25 protein-coding genes are annotated in these 25296 nt (G+C 34.9%); 17 read left to right on the top strand and 8 right to left on the bottom strand.

Annotated elements, in window-relative coordinates; genetic code table 11:
* Positions 1–39 precede the first annotated feature (39 nt).
* Positions 40–1152 carry an AI-2E family transporter gene (locus J2772_RS16880; protein WP_209918754.1) on the bottom strand — a complete coding sequence of 371 codons (1113 nt, stop codon included), beginning with the start codon at positions 1150–1152 and terminating at the stop codon, positions 40–42.
* A 190-nt stretch (positions 1153–1342) separates the two neighbouring features.
* The gene (gene lon / locus J2772_RS16875; protein ID WP_209918753.1) at positions 1343–3748 is read right to left on the bottom strand and encodes an endopeptidase La; all 2406 of its coding nucleotides are present in this window, start codon (positions 3746–3748) and stop codon (positions 1343–1345) included.
* A gap of 261 nt (positions 3749–4009) precedes the next feature.
* Here lon and J2772_RS16870 point away from each other — a divergent pair, with 261 nt between their 5' ends.
* From J2772_RS16870 to J2772_RS16790, 17 genes are all read left to right on the top strand, one after another.
* On the top strand, positions 4010–6163 hold the full coding sequence (locus J2772_RS16870) for a peptidylprolyl isomerase (RefSeq protein ID WP_209918751.1): 2154 nt from the start codon (positions 4010–4012) through the stop codon (positions 6161–6163).
* A gap of 127 nt (positions 6164–6290) precedes the next feature.
* Positions 6291–7241 carry an MlaD family protein gene (locus tag J2772_RS16865; RefSeq protein ID WP_209918749.1) on the top strand — a complete coding sequence of 317 codons (951 nt, stop codon included), beginning with the start codon at positions 6291–6293 and terminating at the stop codon, positions 7239–7241.
* A gap of 8 nt (positions 7242–7249) precedes the next feature.
* Positions 7250–8578 (top strand): (Fe-S)-binding protein, encoded by a 1329-nt coding sequence (locus J2772_RS16860; RefSeq protein WP_209918747.1) that lies wholly within the window; start codon positions 7250–7252, stop codon positions 8576–8578.
* Between the two features lie 90 nt (positions 8579–8668).
* Positions 8669–9454, top strand: coding sequence for a (Fe-S)-binding protein (locus J2772_RS16855; protein ID WP_045501437.1), 786 nt, complete (start codon positions 8669–8671; stop codon positions 9452–9454).
* 32 nt (positions 9455–9486) lie between these two features.
* Positions 9487–10623 carry a hypothetical protein gene (locus J2772_RS16850; protein WP_209918745.1) on the top strand — a complete coding sequence of 379 codons (1137 nt, stop codon included), beginning with the start codon at positions 9487–9489 and terminating at the stop codon, positions 10621–10623.
* 144 nt (positions 10624–10767) lie between these two features.
* Entirely contained in the window at positions 10768–11583 is an 816-nt protein-coding gene (locus tag J2772_RS16845) for an FkbM family methyltransferase (protein WP_209918743.1), read from the top strand.
* Between the two features lie 82 nt (positions 11584–11665).
* Positions 11666–12154, top strand: a complete 489-nt coding sequence (locus tag J2772_RS16840) for a hypothetical protein (protein WP_209918742.1) — start codon at positions 11666–11668, stop codon at positions 12152–12154.
* A 183-nt stretch (positions 12155–12337) separates the two neighbouring features.
* The gene (locus tag J2772_RS16835; protein ID WP_209918740.1) at positions 12338–13486 is read left to right on the top strand and encodes a glycosyltransferase; all 1149 of its coding nucleotides are present in this window, start codon (positions 12338–12340) and stop codon (positions 13484–13486) included.
* Entirely contained in the window at positions 13483–14727 is a 1245-nt protein-coding gene (locus tag J2772_RS16830; protein WP_209918737.1) for an oligosaccharide flippase family protein, read from the top strand. The genes J2772_RS16835 and J2772_RS16830 overlap by 4 nt, the downstream gene beginning before the upstream one ends.
* Positions 14728–14754: 27 nt before the next feature.
* Positions 14755–15258: a hypothetical protein gene (locus J2772_RS16825; RefSeq protein ID WP_209918735.1), complete on the top strand. Its 504-nt coding sequence runs from the start codon at positions 14755–14757 to the stop codon at positions 15256–15258.
* 63 nt (positions 15259–15321) lie between these two features.
* Positions 15322–16590: a serine--tRNA ligase gene (serS, locus tag J2772_RS16820; RefSeq protein WP_209918734.1), complete on the top strand. Its 1269-nt coding sequence runs from the start codon at positions 15322–15324 to the stop codon at positions 16588–16590.
* 230 nt (positions 16591–16820) lie between these two features.
* Positions 16821–17000 (top strand): hypothetical protein, encoded by a 180-nt coding sequence (locus tag J2772_RS16815; RefSeq protein ID WP_209918732.1) that lies wholly within the window; start codon positions 16821–16823, stop codon positions 16998–17000.
* A 54-nt stretch (positions 17001–17054) separates the two neighbouring features.
* Complete coding sequence (gwsG, locus tag J2772_RS16810; RefSeq protein WP_209918730.1) at positions 17055–18026, top strand: grasp-with-spasm system ATP-grasp peptide maturase; 972 nt, start codon at positions 17055–17057, stop codon at positions 18024–18026.
* Positions 17998–18195 (top strand): hypothetical protein, encoded by a 198-nt coding sequence (locus J2772_RS16805; protein ID WP_209918728.1) that lies wholly within the window; start codon positions 17998–18000, stop codon positions 18193–18195. Before gwsG ends, J2772_RS16805 begins: the two co-directional genes overlap by 29 nt.
* A complete protein-coding gene (locus J2772_RS16800) occupies positions 18170–19171 on the top strand; it encodes a hypothetical protein (protein ID WP_209918726.1) in 1002 nt (333 codons plus the stop codon). Before J2772_RS16805 ends, J2772_RS16800 begins: the two co-directional genes overlap by 26 nt.
* On the top strand, positions 19155–19763 hold the full coding sequence (locus J2772_RS16795; protein WP_209918724.1) for a hypothetical protein: 609 nt from the start codon (positions 19155–19157) through the stop codon (positions 19761–19763). The genes J2772_RS16800 and J2772_RS16795 overlap by 17 nt, the downstream gene beginning before the upstream one ends.
* A gap of 5 nt (positions 19764–19768) precedes the next feature.
* Entirely contained in the window at positions 19769–20566 is a 798-nt protein-coding gene (locus J2772_RS16790; protein WP_209918722.1) for a GLPGLI family protein, read from the top strand.
* Between the two features lie 136 nt (positions 20567–20702).
* Here J2772_RS16790 and J2772_RS16785 read toward each other — a convergent pair whose 3' ends face one another.
* The 6 genes from J2772_RS16785 to J2772_RS16760 form a co-directional block, all read right to left on the bottom strand.
* Positions 20703–21440, bottom strand: a complete 738-nt coding sequence (locus J2772_RS16785; protein WP_209918720.1) for a hypothetical protein — start codon at positions 21438–21440, stop codon at positions 20703–20705.
* A 20-nt stretch (positions 21441–21460) separates the two neighbouring features.
* Positions 21461–22186, bottom strand: coding sequence for a sulfite exporter TauE/SafE family protein (locus J2772_RS16780; protein ID WP_045501417.1), 726 nt, complete (start codon positions 22184–22186; stop codon positions 21461–21463).
* Entirely contained in the window at positions 22177–22629 is a 453-nt protein-coding gene (locus J2772_RS16775; protein ID WP_209918718.1) for a FixH family protein, read from the bottom strand. Before J2772_RS16775 ends, J2772_RS16780 begins: the two co-directional genes overlap by 10 nt.
* Before the next feature lie 9 nt (positions 22630–22638).
* Complete coding sequence (ccoG, locus tag J2772_RS16770) at positions 22639–24093, bottom strand: cytochrome c oxidase accessory protein CcoG (RefSeq protein ID WP_045501415.1); 1455 nt, start codon at positions 24091–24093, stop codon at positions 22639–22641.
* 95 nt (positions 24094–24188) lie between these two features.
* The gene (locus J2772_RS16765; protein ID WP_209918716.1) at positions 24189–25070 is read right to left on the bottom strand and encodes a cbb3-type cytochrome c oxidase N-terminal domain-containing protein; all 882 of its coding nucleotides are present in this window, start codon (positions 25068–25070) and stop codon (positions 24189–24191) included.
* A 10-nt stretch (positions 25071–25080) separates the two neighbouring features.
* Entirely contained in the window at positions 25081–25281 is a 201-nt protein-coding gene (locus tag J2772_RS16760; protein WP_045501410.1) for a cbb3-type cytochrome oxidase subunit 3, read from the bottom strand.
* Positions 25282–25296 lie beyond the last annotated feature (15 nt).

Genomic DNA, 25296 nt, shown 5'->3' with positions numbered 1-25296 from the left:
AGATTGTTTTTTACTACTCATCACTTACTACTCATAATATCAGTCCATTTCTTTCAAAGTAATATTCTTTGAAATCTTATAGCTTTTCTTCTTTTTGTTAGGTCTTTCTTCTTCTCCAAGTAGTTTTCCCCAAGGCTTTAAATCTTCAACTTTTTCGCAGATAATCTTAATAATGGCAATGGCGGGAATACAAAGGAACATTCCGGCAATTCCCCAAAGGTGTTCTCCTAAAAGAATGCCTATAAAAGAAAATAATGCATTGATTTTCACTCTGGAGCCTACAACAAATGGAAGTACAATATTTCCATCTATAGCATGAATACCAATATATCCGATAGCTGCATAGATACATGTTGAAGGGCTGCCGGTAGCAAATGCGATAAAGCAGGATATAAGAAGCGATATGAAAATACCCAAATAGGGAATTACATTTAATAAACCTGTTAAAACCGCTAAAAGAATAGCATATTTTACTCCTAAAACGGTAAGTACAATAGAGGTTAGGATAGACACAATAATAACCTGAAGGCAAAGTCCGAAGATGTATTTCTTGGTCATGACACGAATTTCATTTACAGCAGCCTGCACACTTGATTTATGTCTCTCTTTGAAAACGGTAACAATAAAATTGTTTAACAGTCTTCTGTAATTTAAGATGAATATGAAAAATAGGGTAAAGAATGTGATAAACCCAAATCCTGTTGAAAAAATACCGAAAGTAAAGCCTAAAATAGCACCGGAAGATGATAAAAGCTTATTCAGCCCCTGGTTGATGTAATCTACCTGCTCATCTACCTTTACATTGAAGGTTTTGGAAACCCAATGTTGAGCATTATTAAAAACGGTAGTAAGCTGCTCTCTCAGGTGAGGAAGATCCTTGCTGAAATCAGATAATTGATTGGTGAAAAAATAGATGATTCCTGCTAAAATCATCAACATAATGAATACGGAAGTCATCGTTGATACAGATCTCGGAAATCTTAGTGTTTTTTCCATGAAAGTGGCTGCCGGTAAAAACAGCATAGCCATCAGGAATGCAAAGAAAAAAGGAGCTAAAATGGTCTGGCCTAATGCTAAAAGATACCCGATTCCTATAATCGAGATAACAACAAGGGTAAGCTTAACAATGAAAGGAAGTCTGAGAAAATTCATAATCTAAAATCTGCAGTAAGGAATAAAAATAAGAAAAACCCATCGAACTTAAGAATTTTTTATTCAAACACTGTGGATTTTTATTTCTGCATATCAAAATTCATTCCTAAAATCACCTGTAAAAAGAGAAACACGCCTGAATTTCAGAGCGTGTTTCTTATTGAGACGTTAATATGTAAATAAGTTGTTTTTATTTTTCAATGGCGATGTCTATGACCTCTTCCATTCTGTTGACGTAGTGTACTTTCAGATTTTTTAAATAATCCTTCTTAATTTCTTCTACATCTTTTCTATTGGCCTCACAAAGAATAACATCTTTTACTCCCGCTCTGGTTGCAGCAAGAAGTTTTTCCTTAATTCCTCCTACAGGAAGTACTTTTCCTCTTAAAGTAATCTCTCCTGTCATCGCAAGGTGAGGTTTGATCTTTTTATTTTTAAAAGAAGAAACCATTGAAGTCAACATGGCAATACCGGCAGAAGGTCCGTCTTTAGGAGTAGCTCCTTCAGGAACGTGAACGTGGATGTTTTTCTTGTCCAGATCTTCCTGAGCAATCCCTAATTCATTATGTTTAGCCTTAATATATTCCAATGCAATAGTAGCGGATTCTTTCATAACAGTTCCCAGATTTCCGGTCATGGTTAAAGCTCCTTTTCCATTGCTTAAAATGCTTTCAATATATAAAATATCACCACCTACGCTTGTCCAGGCAAGACCTGTTACTACACCTGGGGCATCTGTAATTTCAGATAAACTTCTTGGTCTTGGAACTCCAAGAATTTCATCTACTTTTTCCAATGAAATCTTTGGATCATACTCTTTTACCAAAGCAGTTTGTAATGCTACCCATCTTGCAACAGAAGCAATTCTTTTCTCTAGGGTTCTTACACCGCTTTCAGAAGTATGTGCCTCAATAATATGTTTAAGTTCAGCATTTCCAAGTTTGAAAGATTTGGTATCCAAACCGTTCTCTTCCTGCTGTTTTTTGATTAAGTGTCTCTTAGCAATCTCAATTTTTTCTTCAAGAGTATATCCTGCAATCTGAATAATTTCTGTTCTGTCCAAAAGCGGAGTCTGAATGGTTGAAAGCGAGTTTGCTGTGGCAATAAACATTACTTTCGACAGATCATATCCCATTTCAAGGAAGTTGTCATAGAAAGATTTATTTTGTTCAGGATCAAGCACTTCTAAAAGTGCAGAACTTGGGTCTCCGTGAAGTCCCTGCGCAATTTTATCAATCTCATCCAAAACAATTACCGGATTAGAAGTTCCAGCCTTTTTAATAGACTGAAGAATTCTTCCGGCCATCGCACCAATATAAGTCTTTCTGTGTCCACGGATTTCACTTTCATCATGAAGACCTCCTAAAGATAGTCTTACGTATTTTCTGCCTAAAGCATCCGCAATAGATTTTCCCAGGGAAGTTTTACCTACTCCCGGAGGCCCTACCAATAATAGGATAGGAGACTTCATGTTGTTTTTTAATTTTAAAACAGCCATGTGTTCCAGAATTCTTTTCTTAATATCTTCAAGTCCGAAATGGGCTTTATCTAACACTTTTTCAGCCTTAGCAATATCAAAAATATCTTTGGTGTAAGTTTCCCATGGAAGATCTGTGAAGAAATCCAGATAATTTCTCTGTACATTGTAGTCCGGAGAATTAGGATTCTGTCTTTGTAATCTTCCGATTTCCTTTTGGAAATGATCCTCAACTTCCTGGTTCCATTTCTTTGTTTTCGCCTTAGCAATAAGATCTGCTACATCGCTTTCAGGTCCACCGCCCAATTCTTCCTGGATTGTTCTGATCTGTTGGTTCAGGAAATATTCTCTTTGCTGTTTATCAAGATCTTTTGAGGTTTTCTGATGGATCTGACTTCTCAATTCCAGTTTTCTGAAGTCCTCATGCATCATTTCATAGCATTTATTAGCTCTTTCCATCATGCTTTTTTCTTCAAGCAGTCTTTGCTTTTCTAAAGACGGGAAGCTGGCATTGGTACAGATGAAGTTCAGCAGATCATCATTGTTGTTGATGTTTTTGATCGCAAAATTAGCAGCATTAGGAATATTAGGATCCAGCTCAATAATTTTTAAAGCGAGATCTTTAATGTTTTCCAGTAATGCTTCGTATTCTTCCTGATTTTTAGGTTTACTGTCCTTTAGTTTGGTTATTTCGGCTCTGAAATAAGGTTGGTTTTCAACAATTTTTTTGATTTTAAATCTATGGAAACCTTTGGTGATAGCAGTAATGTTACCTTCAGGAAGTTTTATAATCTTAATAATCTTTGCTAATGTACCGGTTGTATAGATGTCCTTTTCGGTAGGTTGCTCAAGATCAGAATTCTTCTGGCTTACAATTCCGATGAAATCTCCGTTTTTCTGCGCTTCCTCAAGGAGTTGTATAGATGTTTTTCTTCCTGCAGTAATAGGAATTACCACATTCGGGAACATGACCATATTTCTTACCGGAAGTATTGGGAATATTTTCTGTTCGGAATTTTTTTCAGTCTCCCCAAAGTCGGAAAGATTGATTTCTTCAGTGACGATATCAAAACCGTCGCTGATCATTTCTTCTAAACTTATATCTTCAAATTCTGTCATAATGGATCGAATGACAAATTGTCATTTTCGTTTTTAATCGTTAAATGGATTTTTTATAATAAGCCCTGAAAACGTGTGCTATATTATAATGTACTAGAATGCACAATACTTATGCCATTTGTTTTTTGCTAAAAAATATGGTCAAAATTTCCTTTTTTAGATAATCTTTAGGAATTAAAATGAAAATAAAGAACTTCTGCTTCTCTAATTTCTTAAAAATGTGTATTTTCGCAAACTGATATAAAAACTATAATTTATAAAATGGCAATTTTAGGACAGATTAGGAGTAAGCCTTGGCTTTTAATGGGAGTAATAGCCTTAGCGCTTTTGGCGTTCTTGGTGAACCCAGATAGTATCGACAAGGTTTTTGGTAAGAATCCTGACGTTTTAGGAAAAGTAAACGGTGAGAAAATCACCCGCGAAGAGTTCAATGATCAACTTTTCGTGCTGCAGCAACAGGCTGAACAACAAGGTCGTCCAAAGAATGGTCTTGAAGAGCAGGCTTGGCAGTTACTTGTTCAATCTAAACTTATCAAGCAACAGTTTGAGAAATTGGGCTTTGAAATGACTGATGATTATTTCTGGAATCAAATCCAGTACGATCAGATGTTCGCTCAAAATCAACAGTTTTTTGATGAGAAAGGGAACTTTAAAACTCAAGAGCTTAAAAAAGAAATTGAAACATTACAGAACACTAACCCTCAGGGATATGCTCAATGGTTGAAAACTAGAAAATCAATTGAGTACAGACTGATGGCGAGACAAGTGTTTACCAATATTTCAGCAGGAATTACTACCGGTAAGAAAGAAGCTGAAGAATTGATGAAAGAAAGAGATCAGCTTGCTGACATCGACTTTGTAAAGGTAGACTATGCAGCTTACCTTCAAAAAACAAAGATCAATGTTACTACAGAAGATCTTGCGAACTACATCAAGCAGCACCCGGTAATGTTCAAAGCTGAGCCTAGCAGAAACTTAGGTATTGTGTTTTTCCCTTCTAAGCCAAGTGCAGCAGATGATGCAGCCGCTTTAAAGGAAATTACAAAATTATACTCAGGAGGTACAGATGCTAGTGGAGGTGCTGAAAACTTCCAGAATACAAAGAATGATTCTATGTTTGTAATGGCAAACTCAGATTCACCTTTCAATCCTCAGTATGTTAAGCCTGCACAATTGCCTGCTACTATACAAGGTCAGATCGCAACAGCTGCGGTAGGACAGACATTTGGTCCATATAAAGAACAAAATTTCTACGTAGTTTCTAAGCTTGTAGGTAAGAAGACTTCAGATTCTACATTGTCAAGACATATTCTGATTGCTTTCAAAGGAAGCCCTGCAGGAGAAGGAGTAGCAAGATCTAAAGAGCAAGCTAAGAAATTAGCAGACTCTATTGGAGCTATCGTAAAAGCAACACCTGCTAAATTTACAGAGTTCCTTAAGCTTTCAAATGATCCAAACTCTGCTGCACAAGGAGGTAGCCTTGGTTGGACAACTCCGGAAACGCCTTTCGTTCCAGAGTTCCTTACTTATCTTGCAAACAATCCTAAAGGAGCAACAGGGGTTGTGGAAACTCAGTTTGGTTACCACATTATCAATATCGAAGATAAAAAATCTGGATCAATGGGGTATAAGGTGGCCAATCTTGTAAAAGAAATCAAGCCTTCAGATGCTACAGAAGCTGAAACAGATAAAAACGCTAGAAAATTCATTCAGCAGGTTCAAGGGAAATCTTTCAACGATTTCGTGAACATTGCTAAGAAAGGAAACTTCCAGTTCACTAACCCTAAAACAGCGAAGAGATTCGAAGGACAACTTCAGGGATTAGGTACTGAAAAAGACGGTGAGATCCTTACTTGGGCTTTTGATAAGAAAAGATCTAAAGGAGATACAGAATTATTCAATGTAGAAGGAACAGGAGACAAAATTGTTGTATTCATGAACGGAAAACAAGACGCTGGTCTTGCTGATCCTGAATCTGTAAGAGATCAGATTGAAGTGATAGTTAAAAACAAATTAGCTGCAAAACAAATTTCTGATAAAATTGCAGGAGCGAAAGCTTCAGGTTTAGATCAGATTGCTGCATTGTTTGCTACTACGAAACAAACCGCTCAGGTGAACCTATTAAACCCTTCAGTTAATGGAGCTATGGAGCCTAAAGTTGCCGGTGCAGCCTTTGGTGTTGCAAAAGGTAAACTTTCTAACCCGGTTGAAGGTGGAACAGGTGTTTATGTACTGATTAAAAAATCAGAGACTGTAAACAAACAGCCAGGTGATGTTAAGCAATTTACAGAGTCTATTTCTCAGAGAAATGCAGGAATGTTCGGACAGGCTTGGTTGAAGAGTCTTCAGGATAACGCAGATATCCAGGACTACAGAATCGAGATCTGGAACAAGCTGGGAAATCAGCAACAATAAGAGGTTCATATTTATCAATATAAAAGCGACAATTTTTTTGTCGCTTTTTTTGTATTTAACGCAGAATAATAAAGGAAAAGATTTATTTAAAATGTATTATATTTGCTTATTAGAAAAAAATTAGCAAGTGAAGTTCAGTAAAGAATTAAAAGCGGGTGTGATTGCACTTCTAGCTATCGTAGGCTTTGTGGTGTTGTTTCAATTTATGAAAGGAAAGAGCCTTTTTACTACCGACAATATCTTTTATGCAAAATATGACAATGTAGAAGGCCTCGCGCAATCTTCAGCAGTCTCTATTAATGGTCTTAAAGTAGGCCAGGTTGATAAGATCATTCCTCAGACAGCAAAGGATGGTAAAATCAGTTTTGTGGTAAAAATTACAGTTGATAACAAATTCGAATTTTCAAAAAACTCATCACTGGAGATTTTCGAACCGGGATTAATGTCCGGTAAAGAAATGAGAGTAAATCTGGTTTATGGTGGAGTTACAGCAAAAGATGGAGACACTCTGAAAGGGGCTTTCAAACTTGGAATGATGGGAAGTTTATCTTCTCAGGTAGGTCCGGTAAAAGACCAGTTACAGGTTGTTTTACATAGAGTAGACTCTTTAATGGCGAATGCCAACCAGCTTGTAGATGCTCAGAACAGAGCAGAAATCAAAGCATTATTATCCAACCTTAATAAGACAGTAGGAGCATTGGAAACCACTGCAGGAAGTGTAAACAGCCTTGTAGGTCATAATGATCCTAAACTACAGAAAGTATTGGACGATGCAAGCCTTACCATGCAAAGTGGCAAGACAACCTTGGATAAATACGGAAATCTTGCACAAAGCATTGATACAAAGCAATTGAATGCAACAATTGCCAACCTTGATGCTACTGTAGGAAAACTGAATCAGGTGATTGGCGGAATAGACAAAGGAGAGGGAAGCTTAGGAAAGCTGATGAAGGATGATAAATTATACAACAACCTGAATTCAGCATCTTCTAACTTGAATTCATTGATTGAAGATATGAAAGCGAACCCTAAGAGATATATCAATTTCTCAGTTTTCGGTAAAAACAATAAAGACTAATACGCCTTATGCAGTACATCGATAACATTATTTTCCTGATTTTATTAGTGGCCGGATTTGGACTGTTTGCCAAAAGCCTGCTAAAGATCTATAGAAATGTCAGACTTGGTCACGAGATCAACAGAAACGATAGAAAATCTGAACGCTGGAGTACCATGGCTAGAGTAGCTATGGGGCAGAGTAAGATGGTGAAACGTCCTGTTGCTGGGATTTTACACCTTTTCGTGTATGTTGGTTTTGTTATTATCAATATAGAACTTATTGAAATTATTGTTGATGGACTGTTTGGGACACATCGTTTCCTGGCCTCAGTTTTCGGAAACGGATTCTACAGTTTCTTTACAGCAACATTAGAAATTCTTGCTCTTCTTGTTGTGATAGGAGTGGTGGTGTTTTTCATCAGAAGAAACTTCTATGGAGTGAAGAGATTAACCATGAAAGAACTTTTCGGATGGCCAAAACAGGATGCCAATTGGATTCTTATCATTGAATTTGCTTTAATGATGGCTTTCTTTAAAATGAACGCTGCTGATTGGGTGCTACAGCAAAGAGGGGTAATGCCTGCATTGGGAAGTTTCCCGATTAGTTCTACGATCTTAGGCCCTATTTTCAGTGGTTTTGGGGACGGATTTTTACATTTTACAGAAAAAGGAGCCTGGTGGTTCCACTTTGTAGGAATTCTGTTCTTCATGAATTATCTGTATTATTCAAAGCATTTACACATTATTTTAGCTTTCCCAAGTACTTGGTATGCTAATCTTGATAAAAAAGGAAAATTCAATAATCTTGAATCTGTAACAAAAGAAATCAAGTTGATGATGGATCCTAATGCAGACCCATATGCTGCGCCGGCAGAAGGAGCTGAAGCAGATGCCCCTTCTAAATTTGGAGCGGAGGATATCTTTGATCTTAATCAGGTACAATTGCTTAATGCCTATTCCTGTACAGAATGTGGACGTTGTACTTCTGTTTGTCCTGCTAATATTACAGGTAAAAAACTGTCTCCGAGATTGATCTTAATGAAGACAAGAGACAGATTGGAAGAAGTAGGAAGAAACATTGATAAAAACGGAAAATTTGTAGACGACGGCAAAAAGCTGTTGAACGACTATATCACTAAGGAAGAACTTTGGGCTTGTACTACATGTAATGCATGTACCGAGGCTTGTCCGGTATTGTTAGATCCGCTTTCTATTATCTTCGAAATGAGAAGATTCCTGGTAATGGAACAGTCAGCTGCTCCACAGGAACTGAATCTGATGATGACCAATGTGGAGAACAATGCTGCTCCTTGGCAGTATAACCAGGCAGACCGCCTTAACTGGGCCAATGATTAATAAATGTACCAATGTATCAATTTAAAAATTGACCAATAGATTGTTACATTGATATATTGCTAGATTGTTACATTATTTAATTTAAAAGAAATGGATTTCAATATAAAAACAATGGCAGAATATGCTGCCGAAGGAAAATCACCGGAAGTTTTATTTTGGGTTGGATGTGCGGGCAGTTTTGACGACCGTGCCAAAAAAATTACAAAAGCATTTTGCAAGATATTGAATAAAATAGGGGTGGAATTTGCAGTGCTGGGACAGGAAGAAAGCTGTACCGGAGATCCTGCGAAAAGAGCCGGAAATGAATTCGTTTTCCAGATGATGGCCCTTACCAATATTGAAGTTCTGAATGCTTACGAAGTGAAAAAAATTGTAACAGCATGCCCACACTGTTTCAATACCCTTAAAAATGAATACCCAAGCCTTGGAGGTCACTTTGAAGTAGTTCATCACACTCAATTCCTTAAAACCTTAATGGAAGAAGGAAGGCTTAAAATTGAAGGCGGAGCATTCAAAGGTAAAAAGATTACCTTCCATGATCCTTGTTATCTTGGACGTGCAAATGATGAATATGAAGCACCAAGAATCTTACTTGAAAAGCTTGATGCAGAGCTTGTAGAGATGAAGCGTTGCAGAACAAATGGTCTTTGTTGTGGAGCTGGTGGTGCACAGATGTTTAAAGAGCCTGAAAAAGGAAATAAAGACATCAATATTGAAAGAACTGAAGAAGCTTTATCTTTTGAACCTAAAGTGATTGCGACCGGATGTCCGTTCTGTAATACGATGATGACAGATGGGGTAAAACATTTCAACAAAAATACTGAAGTTGCAGTAAAAGATATCGTTGAGCTTCTTGCTGAAGCAGACGATCTATAATCTTACCAGTCACCAGACTGTAATATTGTTGTATGAAGGTTAAATGGGGTATATCCCTTTTGTTCATAATATCCATACTAGCGTTTCTGACCTATCGGAATTATAACAACAGAGTATATGATTGGGATATGCCGGGATACCTGGGGAGTATGTTCACAACTGAGCTTCCGGATTCACCGGATAAAGTTCGTGAACTTACATACTCATCTATAAAAAAAGAGGCTTCTGCAGAGCAGTACAACAACCTTATAGGGATTAAACCCTGGGTCATAACCAGACAATATTTTGCAAAAAATACACAGTCTTTCACAGAACAGTTACCTTATTTTCAGATAAAAATAGGGTATGTCCTTGTGATTACCCTTTTTTATAAGCTGGGGCTTTCACCACCAATGTCTGTGTTGTTTACCAGTCTTATTTCTTACTTTATTTCAGGATTATTAATCTTCTATATCTTAAGAATCCTTTTTCCGGAAAAGTATATTCTTGCAGCCCTTTTAACAGTTGGGATTATGCTTATGCCTACAATTACTTTTATGTCAGGAGAGTCTACTCCGGATATGTTTATTTTTCTGTTTATATTAATGTTTGTGATAGGACTCATAAAAAAATGGGGACAATGGAGTATGTTCTTACTTCTTCTGATCATGACCTTTACCCGTCCTGACTATATTACATTTGCCTTAACCTACCTTGGTGCCGTTTTTTTATTTGAGTACTTTACAGAAAAGAAAATTGATATTGTTCTTATGGTACAAGGCATTGTGATCTTATCAATGTATGTATTCATCATGAGATTTTATAATTATCCGGGTTGGATAGACCTTTTTTATGACTCATTTATTCATAGAAGACCTATCATCTCGGCCCAGCCGGCCCATGTAAGCTTATCTACTTATTTACAGGTTGTTTACAGTAAAGTTATTGCTTTTAAAAAAGTAACTCTTGCCGTTTCTGTCATGATAGGCTTGATTTTTTGGATGTCGAAAGAGGCTTGGGTAAGAATGATTTCGGTTCTTTTTCTTGGGAATGTGTACATCAAATTCTTTTTCTTTCCGCAATCGGCAGACTTAAGACTTTTCTTTCCGTTTATCTTCCCTATTTTTATTATGATTCTTTATGTATTGAGTCAAAAATATAATAATTCTAGACTCTCAAAAATTGCGTAATTTTATCTTTAAGAAAAGGAGTTGAAGTTATTATTGGTTACTATTTATTGTAAAAGCAAATGTATAATATCGAATTATAAACTTCAAAAACAATCCCGGTTTTTTTATTCAAAATGCTGTATATTGCAGACAGATAAAACTAGTATGAGAAGTCTTCTAGCTTCATTTTTTAAAATTATTTTAAGCATCCCTTTTTTCAGACAAAAATATTTTACTTTTCACAAGTATATTTTCAATCCATACCATCTTTTTGATGGAGTACAGAAAAATATTGTTTATAGAGATTCTATACAACTTAATTTAGATCTCGGTGATTGGATTCAACAGCAGCTTTATTTTATAGGAGATTATGAAAAGAATGAGATAGACTATGTGTATTCTGTTTTGAAGGATGGAGATACCTTCATAGATGTAGGAGGAAATATTGGCATATTTTCATTAAATGCATCTACAATTGTTGGAAAAGAGGGCAGAGTGTATGCTTTTGAAGCCTTTAAACCTAATTATGAAAAATTCTTTCAGCATCTTTCTATTAATCATTTCAACAATGTGATTCTGGAGCATCTGGCTGTTTCGGATAACAATGATTATATTGAAATTTTATACAACGAAAGTTATGGGAATGTAGGAATGGCTTCGTCTTATCTTAAGAATTTCACTGCAAAAGAGAAGGTAAAAAGTATTATTCTGGATGAATATGTGAAAAATCAACAGATTACAAAGATTGATCTTATTAAAATAGATATTGAAGGCGGTGAGTTTTCAGCATTACAAGGAATGCAGGAAATTCTTGCTCATTATCAACCTAAAATTATCATAGAAATAAACAATATTGCGTTGAAAAACTCAGATCACAGTGAAGAGGAACTAATTCGTTTACTGCTTGATAAGGGCTATTCCCAGACAAAAGTATTGAGTAGGAATGAGAACTCTTACAATGCCGTATTTGAATGTCTTTAACAGGGAAGAATACAGTTATAGGATATAAGTCACATTCTGTCTGAATAAAAAATCGTAATTTTATCCTCTAAATTGATTAGATATGAAAATTGAAGAATCAAACGTTGTAGAAACAAACGACTACAGAGTCATTATATATCCGGCTTCAAGACCATTTGAAACTAAAGAAGCAAAGGCCATCACGGAAAGACTATTTGATTTCCTGGCCACTTGGGCTGCTCATGGAAAGCCACTTTCTTCATCATTTAAAATTGAAAAAAATCAATTCATTATTGTATGTGTTGATGAAGAGAAAGAAATGGCATCAGGATGCAGTATTGATGCTTTAGGAAAGGTGATGAGAGAAATTGATGAAGAGTATCAGTTGGGATTATTTGACAGAATGAAAGCCAGCTTTGTAGAAAACGGAGAAGTGAAAACATTAAAACTTCTTGATTTCAAGAACAAATTAAGAAATGGTGAATTGTCTAAAGATATTGAAGTTTTTGACTTTTCTAAAAATACCTATCTTGATTTTTTAAGCCATTTTCTTCTTCCATTGGAGAAAAGCTGGGCTGGAGGTATCAGTTAAGTATTTTATAATCAACAATAACATAAGGATGATATATTTCGTCCTTTTTTTATGCCCGGAAGTATAGATATTTTGATATTCTGAACAGTTCGGATAAAAGAGGGAAATTTATTACCTTTAACCATTGTTTGCAGCGATGTTGTTTGCATTAATAGCCAAACACAGATACAACTTAATAACATTTTGAAAAGAAAAAAGATACTCTTCATCTCGTCATGGTTTCCTAACAGATTAGAGCCTACCAATGGCAATTTTGTGCAACGGCACGCGGAAGCCGTTTCATTATCATGTGATGTTGAAATACTGCATGCTATTGGTAATTTTGAGCAGGAAGAGCTATATGTTTATGATGACAGAATGATTAATGATATCAGAACCTTAATCATTTATTATAAAAACTCAAAAAATCCGGTTCAGAACTTTTTAAGAAGAATGAGAGCCTATTTAAATGGGTTTGCTAAACTGAATATGCCGGATCTTGTTCATGCTAATGTATTGCATAACAATATGTTGTTTGCTGTTTATCTGAAAAAGAAATTTAAAATTCCATTTGTAGTTACAGAGCACTGGACAGCTTTACAGAAGCAGAATCTGTCCGAAACATCAGGTAATATTAAACGTATTGCAAAATATATTGCAAAACACGCCGGATATATTTTACCGGTTAGCTACAACCTAAAAGACAGCCTGACACACCTGGGAATCACCACACCAATGAAAGTTATTTCGAATGTGGTAGATACTGATATTTTTACCATTAGGCCTAAAAATAAGGATTCAGAACAGATAAAGTTTCTTCATGTATCAAGTTTGATTCCCCGTAAAAGACCTAAAGATATCATTAATGCTGTCCATTTGTTACGCAAAAACGGATATCAGGTAAGTTTGGAAATAGGAGGAGATGGAGATTCTGAATCTTTACTGGCATTAGTTAGAAGCCTATCTGCAGAAGAATATATACACGTTTTTGGCGCCATAAGTTATGCTGAAGTTGCTGAAAAAATGCAAAACTCAGATTATTTTATCTTATTCAGTGAAAATGAAACTCAGGGATGTGTCATTCTGGAATCCTATGCGTGTGGAAAGCCTGTGATCTCAACCATGGTGGGAGGAGCCGCAGAATTTATCATAAAAGGCTTAGGAATTGGAGTTGAAAAAGATAATACTGATCAGCTTTACCATATTTTGGAGAAAGTTTGCCAACAGGAATATGTCTTTAAAAGTGAAATAGAAATCAGGAATTTTTGTGTTGATAAATATTCCCGAAAGGCTATAGCCGAACAGTTTACAGCAGTTTATGATGAAGTTATTTCTAAAAATAGTATCCTGTGAAAAGCCTGAGAGATTTTTTAAGAAATTTTTTCAGTAATAGTGGACATCATGTTTTCTTTTCGTTTCTTATTGCTAAAATCAGTAGTTTTCTAGGATCTTTATTGATTATCAGGATGTTGCCTGAAAACGAGTTTGGGATTTTAAGTATTGTTCTTTCTGTTCTCACTATTTTTGCTCCGTTTACTGGTTTTGGAAGCAGCCAGAGTTTAATGCGTTTCGGATCTATTTCATCCGATAAAGAAGAGAAATTAAAAATCTCATCTTACTTTTTTTTCAAAGGAATTCTTTTCGAGCTGATCCTTATTATCCTGTTTCTGAGTGCTTCTATCTTCTATTTTCATAAGTATGAAGATATATTCATTATTTTTATTGCCTGTGCTGTAAGGCTTGGAGGGTTTTATTTCCTCAATCATATTCAGGTTTTTTATAGAATTATGGGGAGTAATCAGATATTCGCGAGAATCAATAATGTTGTAAATATCGGCGGATTATTGTTGATTTTAGTTCTTACTTACTTCTTTAAATTTTACGGTTATCTTATCGCCATCAGTATTGCACCGTATTTATCTTTACTATGGCTAAAGAAAGATATTTATTCTCATGAGGCATTTAAGCTTAAGAATTATAAAGAAATGTGGAGATATGGAATTTTTACAGCACTTACATCACTTACATCTGATGCTCTGTATTCGTTGGATATCCTGTTACTTGGATTTATGATGAATGAGAATGCTGTTGCCAATTACAGAACAGCTATCCTGATTCCTTCTAATATCATATTTTTAGCGACCAGTTTTTTACAGAGTGACTTCCCGGTTCTTTCAAAGAATTTTAAGGATAAGAAGTTCCTGCAGTCCTATGTGGTGAATTTTAATAAATTTTTCATTCCCATTTGCCTGGGCATCCTGCTTTTCTTTTATCTATTTAAAAAGTACATTATTATTCTCTTTTTTGGAGACGCTTATGTAGAGAACACGACACTATTTATGATTTTATCAGTGGGCTTTACATTAGGAATGCTAACCAGAAATTTGTATGGAAACCTTTTACCTGCAGTAGGGAAGGTTGAGATTAATACATGGCTCAGCAGTGGTTCTCTTATATTTTTGGCGGTGCTTGCCTATCTATTGGTTCCTGCTTATGGTGCTATTGGGATGGGAATTGCAATGACCGCAACACTGCTTATTTCAGGGTTGGGTTTTCTGTTTTTTTTCTTTTCCTACTTAAGGAAACTGCCTTAATAACAAAATCTTTTTATCTTTGCTGGAATGAAAAATATCTTTCTTTATATTTTATTATTAAGCGGTGTGGTTATCAGCTGTGGAAGTGATGACGATTCTTTACAAAGAATTGATCAGATCCTGAATATCTATATGAAGTCTGATACCAATCCGGATTTATTGAATGCTAAAAAGAGTGGATCTTTTACAAGTTTTTCAGTAAATGATATGTTGGGAGCTAAAGATATCTCTCCTGTTACCTCTATTCCTCTGAGAATGAGACAGGATTCTGTTTTTTATATAGAATATGTTGGTGGAGCCCAAAGAAAGAAATTTGATTCTGCCGGTACCACTTATTATTCGAGAATGGAACTTACCTTAAACAAGACTGTTAATAATACGACTCAGTCAGTTAAAGATATTCTTGAAATCCGTTATAGGAACACACCGGAAGTATTCCAGGTTTCTGAAGTTTTATACAATAATAAATCTGTATTTTCAAAAGATGCGGGTACCCCTAATTCGATAAATAACGTGACTATCACAAAATAGTTTTAAATTTGTAAAATTATTAGCTTATATTAGGCTGAATTTAATATTTAACATCTAAATAAAATGTTACAAGTCAATTTTTTACGCGACAACAAAGAACGCGTTTTAGAAGGTCTTCAAAAGAGACAATTCAAGAATCTTGAGTTGGTAGACGAAGCTATTGCTACTGACGATGAAAGAAAAAGAATCCAATTTGAATTAGATTCCCAGCTTTCCGAGATCAATAAAATCTCCAAGGAAATTGGACTTTTAATGAAGGAAGGAAAGAAAGAAGAAGCGGAATCGGCAAAATCTAAAACAGCACAGTATAAAGAGTCGAGTTCAGAATTGAAATCCCAGCTGGAAGTAAAAGAAACTGAATTATTAAATATTCTGTATCAGCTTCCAAACATTCCAAATGAATTGGTAAAAAGCGGCGCTTCTGCTGATGACAATGAAATTATTTTCCAGTCTCATACGGTAGAAGGTCTTGGTGAAGGAGCCATTCCTCACTGGGAGCTGGCAAAAAAATATAACCTTATCGATTTTGAATTAGGAGTAAAAATCGCTGGAGCAGGTTTCCCTGTTTATTTAGGAAAAGGAGCAAGACTGCAAAGAGCTTTAGTTCAGTATTTCCTAGATAAAAACGTAGAGAAAGGGTATACAGAAGTAAACCCGCCTCACGTAGTGAATGAAGCTTCTGGTTTTGGAACAGGACAGCTGCCTGATAAAGAAGGGCAGATGTATTATATCAACGAAGATAAATTATATCTGATTCCTACAGCTGAAGTTCCTGTAACAAACCTTTATCGTGATGTATTACTGGATGAAAAAGATCTTCCGATTAAAAATACGGCTTTCTCACAATGCTACAGAAGAGAAGCAGGAAGCTACGGAGCTCATGTAAGAGGTCTGAACCGTCTTCATCAGTTTGAAAAAGTAGAAATTGTAAGAATTGAAAAACCTGAAAACTCTTATGCTGTATTGGAAGAAATGGTAGAACATATCAAGGAAATTCTTACAGATCTTGAGCTTCCATTCAGAGTATTAAGACTTTGTGGTGGAGATACAGGTTTTGCATCTGCAATGACATATGACTTCGAAGTATGGAGTGCTGCACAGGAAATGTGGTTAGAAGTGAGTTCTGTTTCAAATTTTGAGACATTCCAGGCTAACAGACTGAAGTGCCGTTACAAAGCAGATGGTAAATCTCAGCTGGTTCACACCCTGAACGGATCTGCGATGGCGTTGCCAAGAATTATGGCCGCGTTATTGGAGAACAATCAAACCGCAGAAGGAATTAAACTTCCTAAGAAGATTGCTGAATACGCGAGATTCGATATCATCAACTAGAAGAAATTTTTTATATAAATAGATCCCCTTTCAGTAATGAGAGGGGATTTTTATTTTTTAATACTTTTTTGATATTTTTATTCTGTTTTTTTTAAGAAAAGGTTATTAACATAATAAAAAATATGAAATTTCATTATTATTCCTTTTGTGGAGAGTTATGATTTTTATATATTCGTCATAAGCGAAATCCGAAAAGCTTATAGAGTAGGACCAAAACAAAATTAATTACTATGAAAAAATTAAAATCATTAAAAAATGGGAAAGTCCTTGAAACAGGTAGTCTGAAACTAATCCACGGAGGATTAAGAAAGTTGCTTCCTGAAGGAGTATGCAGTGGTTCAGGAACTGCGAATGACCCTTACGTACTTGAAAGTGTTGTAATACCTTCTGGTGCATCTGACGGATGTTAATTTAAAAAACTTATCAGGGTTGTTTCAGAAATAAGAATCAACCCTTTTTTTATTATGATTTTAATTTTATCTACTTCATGGGATGATGATACGAATGTTGTTATAGAACACCTAAATAATATGGGTGAGCCGTATATCCGTTTAAATGATATAGATCTGTTTAATGGAAAAACACAGATGTATTATGCGGTGAACTCTCATGGGCAGTTAATCATTCAAAATGAATTTTTCGGCAAAATAGATGTTTCAGAGATAACAACTGTATGGTATCGCAAATGGGGAAATTTTGATAAGTATAAGGAAATGTTTGAAGAAGATCTTTCTTTAGACATGCTACAATATCTATATTCAGAATATTCAGGGGTTTTGAACATAATCCTTTTTGCTTTAAGGAATAAGAAATGGGTTAATCATTATACATCTGTTGTGGGTTTAAGTAAGATAGAAATGCTTACAAAAGCTGAAATAGCGGGGCTTAAAATTCCTTTTACAATCATTACCAATCAATTTGAGCAAGAAGATCGATTATGGATTACTAAGTCTGTAAACGATGGAAAGATGATTAATTATAAAAATAAGAATTTTCCTGTAATGACGTTGGAATATAATACTCCTACAGAGTCTTTTTTTCCGGGATTATTTCAGGAACAGATTATTAAGGAATATGAACTAAGAGTCTTCCATCTTAAAGGGAAAAATTATTCGATGGCAATATTTTCTCAAAATGACTCTAAAACATCTGTTGATTTCAGGAATTATAACCAAGAGAAACCCAATCGGTTTATCCGTTATCAGATGCCCAAAGATCTTGACCGTAAAGTTACAAAGCTAATGAAAGCACTGAATTTACAAACAGGATCAATAGATATTATAAAAGGAAGTGACGGAGAATATTACTTTTTAGAAGTAAATCCTTTTGGACAGTTTAGAATGACATCCTACCGCTGTAATTATAATTTACACTATGAAATGGCTTTGTTATTAAAGAAAATGAATCATGGAAAAAACTCTTCTTCAAGAAATTAACCCAGCAAAGAAAAAACTATTACCTCCGATTTTTTCACAAGTGGTAGAAACTGGCACAAAATCTTCTACTCATGAACCCTTACTCAGAAAAATTGAAGCTAAGAAGTATCAATCAGAAATATTGTGTTTAAGAACTTTTAAAGATGGAATTAACCCGCCTAAGCCATAATCGTAATAAAAAACTATTTCTGTTTTCATGCTGCATGCCGGTTAAAGGTTCTGCAAGAGGAGCTATTTATGATTTGCAGAGAGATGATATTGAGTTGGTTCCTAATTCTTTAATTGATTTTATCAGCTATATCAATAAGAAGCCCGTTCAAAGTATTTTAGATGAATGGGGAGATAATGAAATAGCATGGGAATATTTGGAACTTCTTATTGAAAAAGAATTTGTTTTCTTTTCTTCAGAAGATCACTTTCCAAAACTTTCTAACAAATGCTTTAATGATGATACTTCTAAAATTGAATATATGACACTGGTAGTGTCTGATTTCGTAGTAAATAATTTCAAAATGATTTTGGAAAGAATTGAATATTTAGGAGTAAAGCGCCTGCATCTTCATTGGCCTCTGGAAACTGATAAGGAAAAAATATTGGAACTTATTCATGTTCTTAAGCATAGCAGTGTTGTTAATCTTTCAATATCATTACCTTATCAAAAAGATTTTAATCCAAATTCAATTAAGGAGCAAAGGCTTACAAACCTATATTTCTATAACTCACCTTATTCGGAAAGCATAGAAATCTATAAAGTTAATTTATACTTTTTAAAACATAGCGAACAGGACTTCCTACTTCCTAAAGCAGGTATCAATACAATATCAATAAACCATAGGGCTTTTCTTACGGGTAGAAATGCTAATCTGGGATTGTATAAAACAGTTTTTGTGAATGCAAATGGGATGTTGCAGCTCAATTCTATTGACTTGAAAGAGTATGGCAATATTTTAGATTCAGAAATAGAAAATAATTTATTTCTCCTTTCTGAGGTATGGAATCTAAAAAGAGATAAAATTATGCCATGCAGAAAATGTGAACTGAAATATGCATGTACTGCTAATTTTATTCCAGAATATGATCATGAAAAGAAAACGTATTTTGTAAATTGTAACTATAATCCCTATACTAATGAATGGTCTAATTAAAATAATAGCAATATTCTCTCTGTTATCACTTATGAGCTGTAAAAATTATTATTATTTCAATGGACAGCAAAAAGTGGAGACCGATCATCCGGACATGTATGATAAATTTGTTTTAACCTTTGATGGCGGAAAACAAAATATACCATTCTATACTTATGCAGATTATCGGTTTAAAAAAATAGATAAACAGTATATCTTTTTTAAAAATTCTGAAATGCACAAACTACTGCATTACAAGCTTCCTAAAAAGAAAGGTGAACAATTTCTGTTTATGTATACCAATCAGCCTACGTTTTCAAATATTTTAGGTTTTTTTTATAAAGATATGAACATTGAAGACGTAAAAAAATTGTATACTACAGTTAAACATAAAGAAGATGAAAATCAAGTTTTTTCCCGGTACAATTTCGATAAATTTCAGGTCTATGACTTCTATAAAACTGTAAAAGGAGGAGTTATTCGATTTGTAGCAGTCAATAATCCAGGCTATTCTAAAGACCCGGATTATAAATGGTTTAATAGAGAAATTAACACCATGTTCTTTGATATTAATCATTCTCTATGGGAAGGTTATATTGAACCTCTTAATTAATGCACATGAAAAAAAATATTTTAAACTTTTTAATTGTTTTGATATCCATCTCTTTTTTACAAGCACAGACATACAGGGTATATTATCAGATGGCTTATAAAATAGACTCCACTAAGGATGGAGCAATTAAAAAAAAGATGATTTTGGATGTAAAAGATGATGTTTCTAAATTTTATTCCTACAATTTATATCATATTGATTCACTAGGGACCAATGAGATTAGAAAGAAGGCGGCTGATTATGATTTTATGGTGTTCAAAAACAAAAAGGATAATAAAACTGAGAAATATTATGCAGTAGGTCTGGATAAGTATTCGTTAAAAGAAGATGCAGCTATATTTGATTGGAAGATTACTGAAGAAGTTAAAAAAATACATGATGTCAATTGCCAGAAAGCGATCCTGAATTATAAGGGGAGAAATTGGGAAGCATGGTTTGCGAAAGACATTCCTTTTCAGGAAGGACCGTATATCTTTAATTCTTTGCCTGGTTTGATTGTAGATATGAGAGACTCTGGCAATAATTATATTTTTACAATGACTGAGCTCAAGAAAAATGTTGGAGCAGTGAATACAATATCAGAAACTATTCCTGTTACCAGAAAACAGTTAACCAAAGCTTACCTGGATTACTATAATGATCCTTATAAAGAACTTAAAGCCGGAAAGGCTGTAGTAAAGGTGGTAGATGAATCTGGAAGGCAGGTAACTCCCAATTTTAATCAACTTACAGAACTTAAACAGAAAGATATAAAAATGAAGAATAATCCTATTGAACTTACGGATGCCATTAAATATCCTTAATGTTTGATGTAGGTTAAAGTTTTGCTGTCTGAAAGCTTTATTGGATTACCAATGGCTTGAAATTAATACTTCACTTCAGATGATGCCAAGACATGTTTTAATAAATATCCCACCGGAATTCGGTGGGATATATTTTTTATTCGGTGACAATAACAATTTTTTTATCAGCATTTTTAAATTTTGAATCCTTGTCGTACAGAGTTTTTATATCGTATTCTATCCTTACTGAATGGTCGTCAACCTGTTTTAGCCAGTCATGTGAGCCTGAAATGGATTTTATTTTGTTATCAAATCTTAAAGTACTACCAATATTTTTGAAAAACATCATCATCATACCTTCCATTTTTTCTGATTCTTCTTTTGAACTTTTGGCTTTGATCGCTGCCTCAAGAGCTTTAAGATTGAAATTGTCCGTATCTATAGTCAGCGTTTTTCCATCCCAATTGTTATAGACATTCTGATCTAAAGGTAATTTTTCTGTCTTAGTAAAGCTTTTTAAAGACTGATGATCTTCTGGAGTAAAATGTTCCATTTTAAAAGAGAAACCAGCTGGTTTATTGGCCTCTTTTATGGATTTTACAAACACTTTTTTCATGATCTTGATGGAATCCTGATTTTCAGTTTTCAGCTTTCCTTCGTGTTTCGCCAGATCATACATATTTGTCCAGGTGGTTGGAAGTTTATCCAATTCTCCAAATTCCTTTTGTTTTAATGAATCGGGGGTCATGGCCATCATTTCAGCCATAAATTCTTTTGTATCGATATCTGTTATACAAGTAAGAGCCTTATCTGTATGATAAACTATTTCAGAATTAATACTACAGGAGTGCAGCATAAATAAGCCTATTAGAAATAAGACAATCGTTTTTTTCATGGGTATATGGTAAGTTTTAATTAATGGCAGTTAACAGCCCCGTTAGGATCTTTTGAAATAGTCATAGATTCGGCTTTTGGAGAAACATAAGGAATACCAAGTTCTAAACCTCTGAGAATAAAAAGTCCACCCAGAATAATCATAATGATAGGAACTGCCTTTAAAACCTTTGTTCTGAAAGCCTGATTCATAAGATTTCCGGCCAGAACGATGGCAAACATGAATGGAAGGGTTCCCAAACCAAATAAAGCCATATATAAGGCTCCCTGCCATATTCCTCCGCCAGCTAGACTTGCTGTAAGGGCCATATAAACCATTCCGCATGGTAAGAATCCATTAAGAATTCCGGTTGTAAATCTTGAACGGTAATCTGCCTTTTGGAGCAAGCGCCCTAAATTAGATTTAACAGAGTATAAAAATTTGGACAGAAAAGGAATCTTTGAAGCAAAATCTTTTCCGCCAAATGAGAATACAGCCATAATAATAAGCAGAACGCCGGCAGTGATGGTCAGGTATTTCTGAAAACCAGCCATCTCAAATCCTTGCCCTATAATTCCAAGAAGTGCACCTAATAATGAATAGGTAAAAATTCTTCCGAACTGATAGGTAAGATTTTGAAGATAAAAATTAGCCGCCTGTTTCTTGGTTAATCCCATCGATAAAGCAATAGGCCCACACATTCCGATACAGTGAAAACCGGAAGCAAAGCCTAAGGCAATAGCCGATACAATAAGTCCTATTTCCATATCACATCATAATCCATTCTATAGTCTGTTTTATCTTTTGTCCAGCTCAGTCTTAAGGTATAGTTACCCATTTTCAATACCTGTGCAGGGATAATGAAAGTGTTGTTGGCATCAAGTTCTACAGATTTTTTGATATCTAAATTCTGGTCGTCGGTTCTGTTTAAAACAAATTTTACCGTTGTGTTTGAATGAGTATAATCCTTTGGAAAAGTGATTTTAATTCCATTGGTGTCTTGGCTGAATACAGGTTTTTCCTGCAGTTCGTCAGCTCTTTTCTTAGAATCAATTACATCCTGGTACTGCAATTCCTCTTCGTAATAATTATCTGTTACCATTTCAGAGTTTTTTTGCCCGTTCGGGAAAAGAAACAACATGGATAATATGAAAATAATAAATGCTAATAATGCAATTACAACACCGTGTCCCCAACTAAAGTTCTTCATTTTGTCTAATTAAAATTGTAATTTGAATGGTCCTTCAAAATAAGTTTGATAAGAATCGATAAGCTTACCTTTCATGTCATAAACTCCGATTGTGATGTTCTGTTTAGAAAGCTTCATTTCATCTTCCGGGAAGCTGATATTAATTGTTCCTTTGGATATTTTATCCCTGTCTACAGGAATTTTACTTGAAGCACTATAAGTAATCTCTCCATGAGCAGGTGCAATTACCTTGATGGTAACCATTTTCTTCTCATTGGTTTTATTCAGGAAGGTATAATTATAGGTATTGATAATTTTTCCTTCTTTCACAAAGAATGTACTTCCTGCCGGTTTAATGAATTTAGCTTCCATTTCTCCACGGCTGTAAAGCAGATACCCTAAGAATCCTACCAAAAGGAATAAGAAGATACTGAATCCTTTCATTCTTCCGGTAAACTTGAATGGAATTTCTTTTTCAATTTCATTTTCAGAAGCATATCTGATGAGACCTTTCGGAAGGCCTACTTTTTCCATGACTTCATCGCAGGCATCAATACATGCTGTACAGTTGATACATTCCAACTGTTGTCCGTCTCTAATATCAATTCCGGTAGGACATACCACTACACACTGATGACAATCAATACAATCTCCTTTACCTGCAGCTTTTCGATCTTCTCCCTTTCTCCATTTTGATCTTCCTTCCCCTCTTTTGAAGTCATAGAAGACATTGATGGTATCTTTATCAATTAATACGCCCTGAAGTCTACCATATGGACAAACCAATGTACATACTTGTTCTCTGAACCATGCAAATACAAAGTAAAATGCTGCGGTAAGGAGAATCATTACTATAAAATTGGTAGGATGCGCAAATGGCCCTTCAGACACAATCTTGAATACTTCTTCATAGCCCACAATATACATGAACATAAAGTGAGTAATGATTAATGAAATAACAATGTAAACAGACCATTTTAAAGTTCTTTTCCAGATCTTCTCACTGTTCCATTCCTGTCTGTCCAGCTTCATTTGCTTGTTTCGATCACCTTCAATCAGATATTCGATTTTACGGAAGATAGATTCCATAAAAATTGTCTGAGGGCAAATCCACCCGCAGAAAATTCTTCCGAATGCAATCGTAAAAACGATAATAAAGATTAATGATGCGATGGCACCTAAAGTAAGGATAAAAAAGTCCTGTGGATAGAAAGGTTGTCCAAAAATGAAAAACTCTCTGTCTATCACATTGAATAACAATAATGGATTACCATTGATTTTGATGAATGGTAATGAAAAATAAATAATTAGTAATAGATAGCTTACAATGTTTCTATAGTTAGTGTATTTTCCTTTTGGTTTTCGTGGAAATACCCATCTTCTTTTACCGGATTGCTCCATTGTCCCTATAGAATCTCTGTAAGTTTCAGGGTCCAGAACCTGTCCCTGTCCGCCTCGTACTTCTATTTCTTCTATGTCTGACATATTGTAATATATTTAAAAAAGAAAAAACATAATTCGTTACTATTTTTAAGGTAATAACAAATTATGTTTTTTTCATATGTTTCTAATTTTTTAGATTATTCTTTTTCCCAGTGTGCTTCAGTTCCTTGAGGAGCAGCTCCTCCTTGAGCCGGAGTTACTGGTGGTAATTCCTGGTTGATGTGATATACATACGCTGCAATCTTTTCAATTTCAGCTCCAGAAACTTCTCCGTTTTTACCGAATGCTCTCATCGCAGGGTTAGTAGGAGAACCATTCCAGTCCATATGGAATACGTTTTTGAATAACGTCTTCTCTGGCATGTTGATCCAGTGATTATCCGTTAAGTTTGGACCGATACCTCCACTACCATCTTCTTTGTGACAAGATGCACAGTTTGTTTTGAATAATTCTTTACCTTCTGCAATGTTATCTGCTGAATATTTAGCAGTTTCAATAGTTACAGGCGGCTGGCTCGCTTCATAAGCTGCAATGCTTGCCAATTGCTCTTTATATTCTTTTTCATACTCGCTTAACGGGTGAGCAAAATCTGTAAATGAATATGCTGCAATATATACAATACAAAAAGCAGTCCCAAAGTAGAATAAACCTACCCACCATTTTGGTAATTGGTTATCCAACTCCATGATTCCATCGAATCCATGGTCAATAAGGATATCTTTTTCTTCTGTATCAGATTGCTTTTTGAAGGCCGCTTCATACATTCTTTTGAAGAAAGGAATTTTCTTTTCAGCTAAATAAGCCGCTTTCTCTTCCGGAGATAATTTTTTGAATTTGTTGTTTTCAATCAAGTCTCCAATAGCACTGTGGATAAAGGCAAGGATACTACCAATAACAACAGTTCCCCAGAAGTAAGGCGAAGCTAGGAACGCGTAGCTCTGCACAAACAAATAATAAAAAACTATTAAAAGTCCGATTATTATCAAGATGTTTACAACAACAGGTGTTCTTTGTTTCATAAAAAATAGTTTAATTTTTTAAATTAAAATCGTCGTCTTCATCCTCTCCAAGGGGAGCTTCTTCTTCCTCTTTGTAATATTTCTTAGGCTTGCTAAAAACATAGATTACCAGAGCTACGAAGAACAGCATAAAGAAAATCAGAGCCAGGGTCTGGTAGAAGCCAGCATTTTCTGTATTGGATAATATATCTTTAAAGTTCTGAGGAATCATACTAACCTTTTAATG

It is taken from the genome of Chryseobacterium jejuense (genome assembly GCF_017877355.1).
Classification (GTDB): domain Bacteria; phylum Bacteroidota; class Bacteroidia; order Flavobacteriales; family Weeksellaceae; genus Chryseobacterium; species Chryseobacterium jejuense_A.
This window is presented reverse-complemented; position numbering and strand designations above follow the sequence as displayed.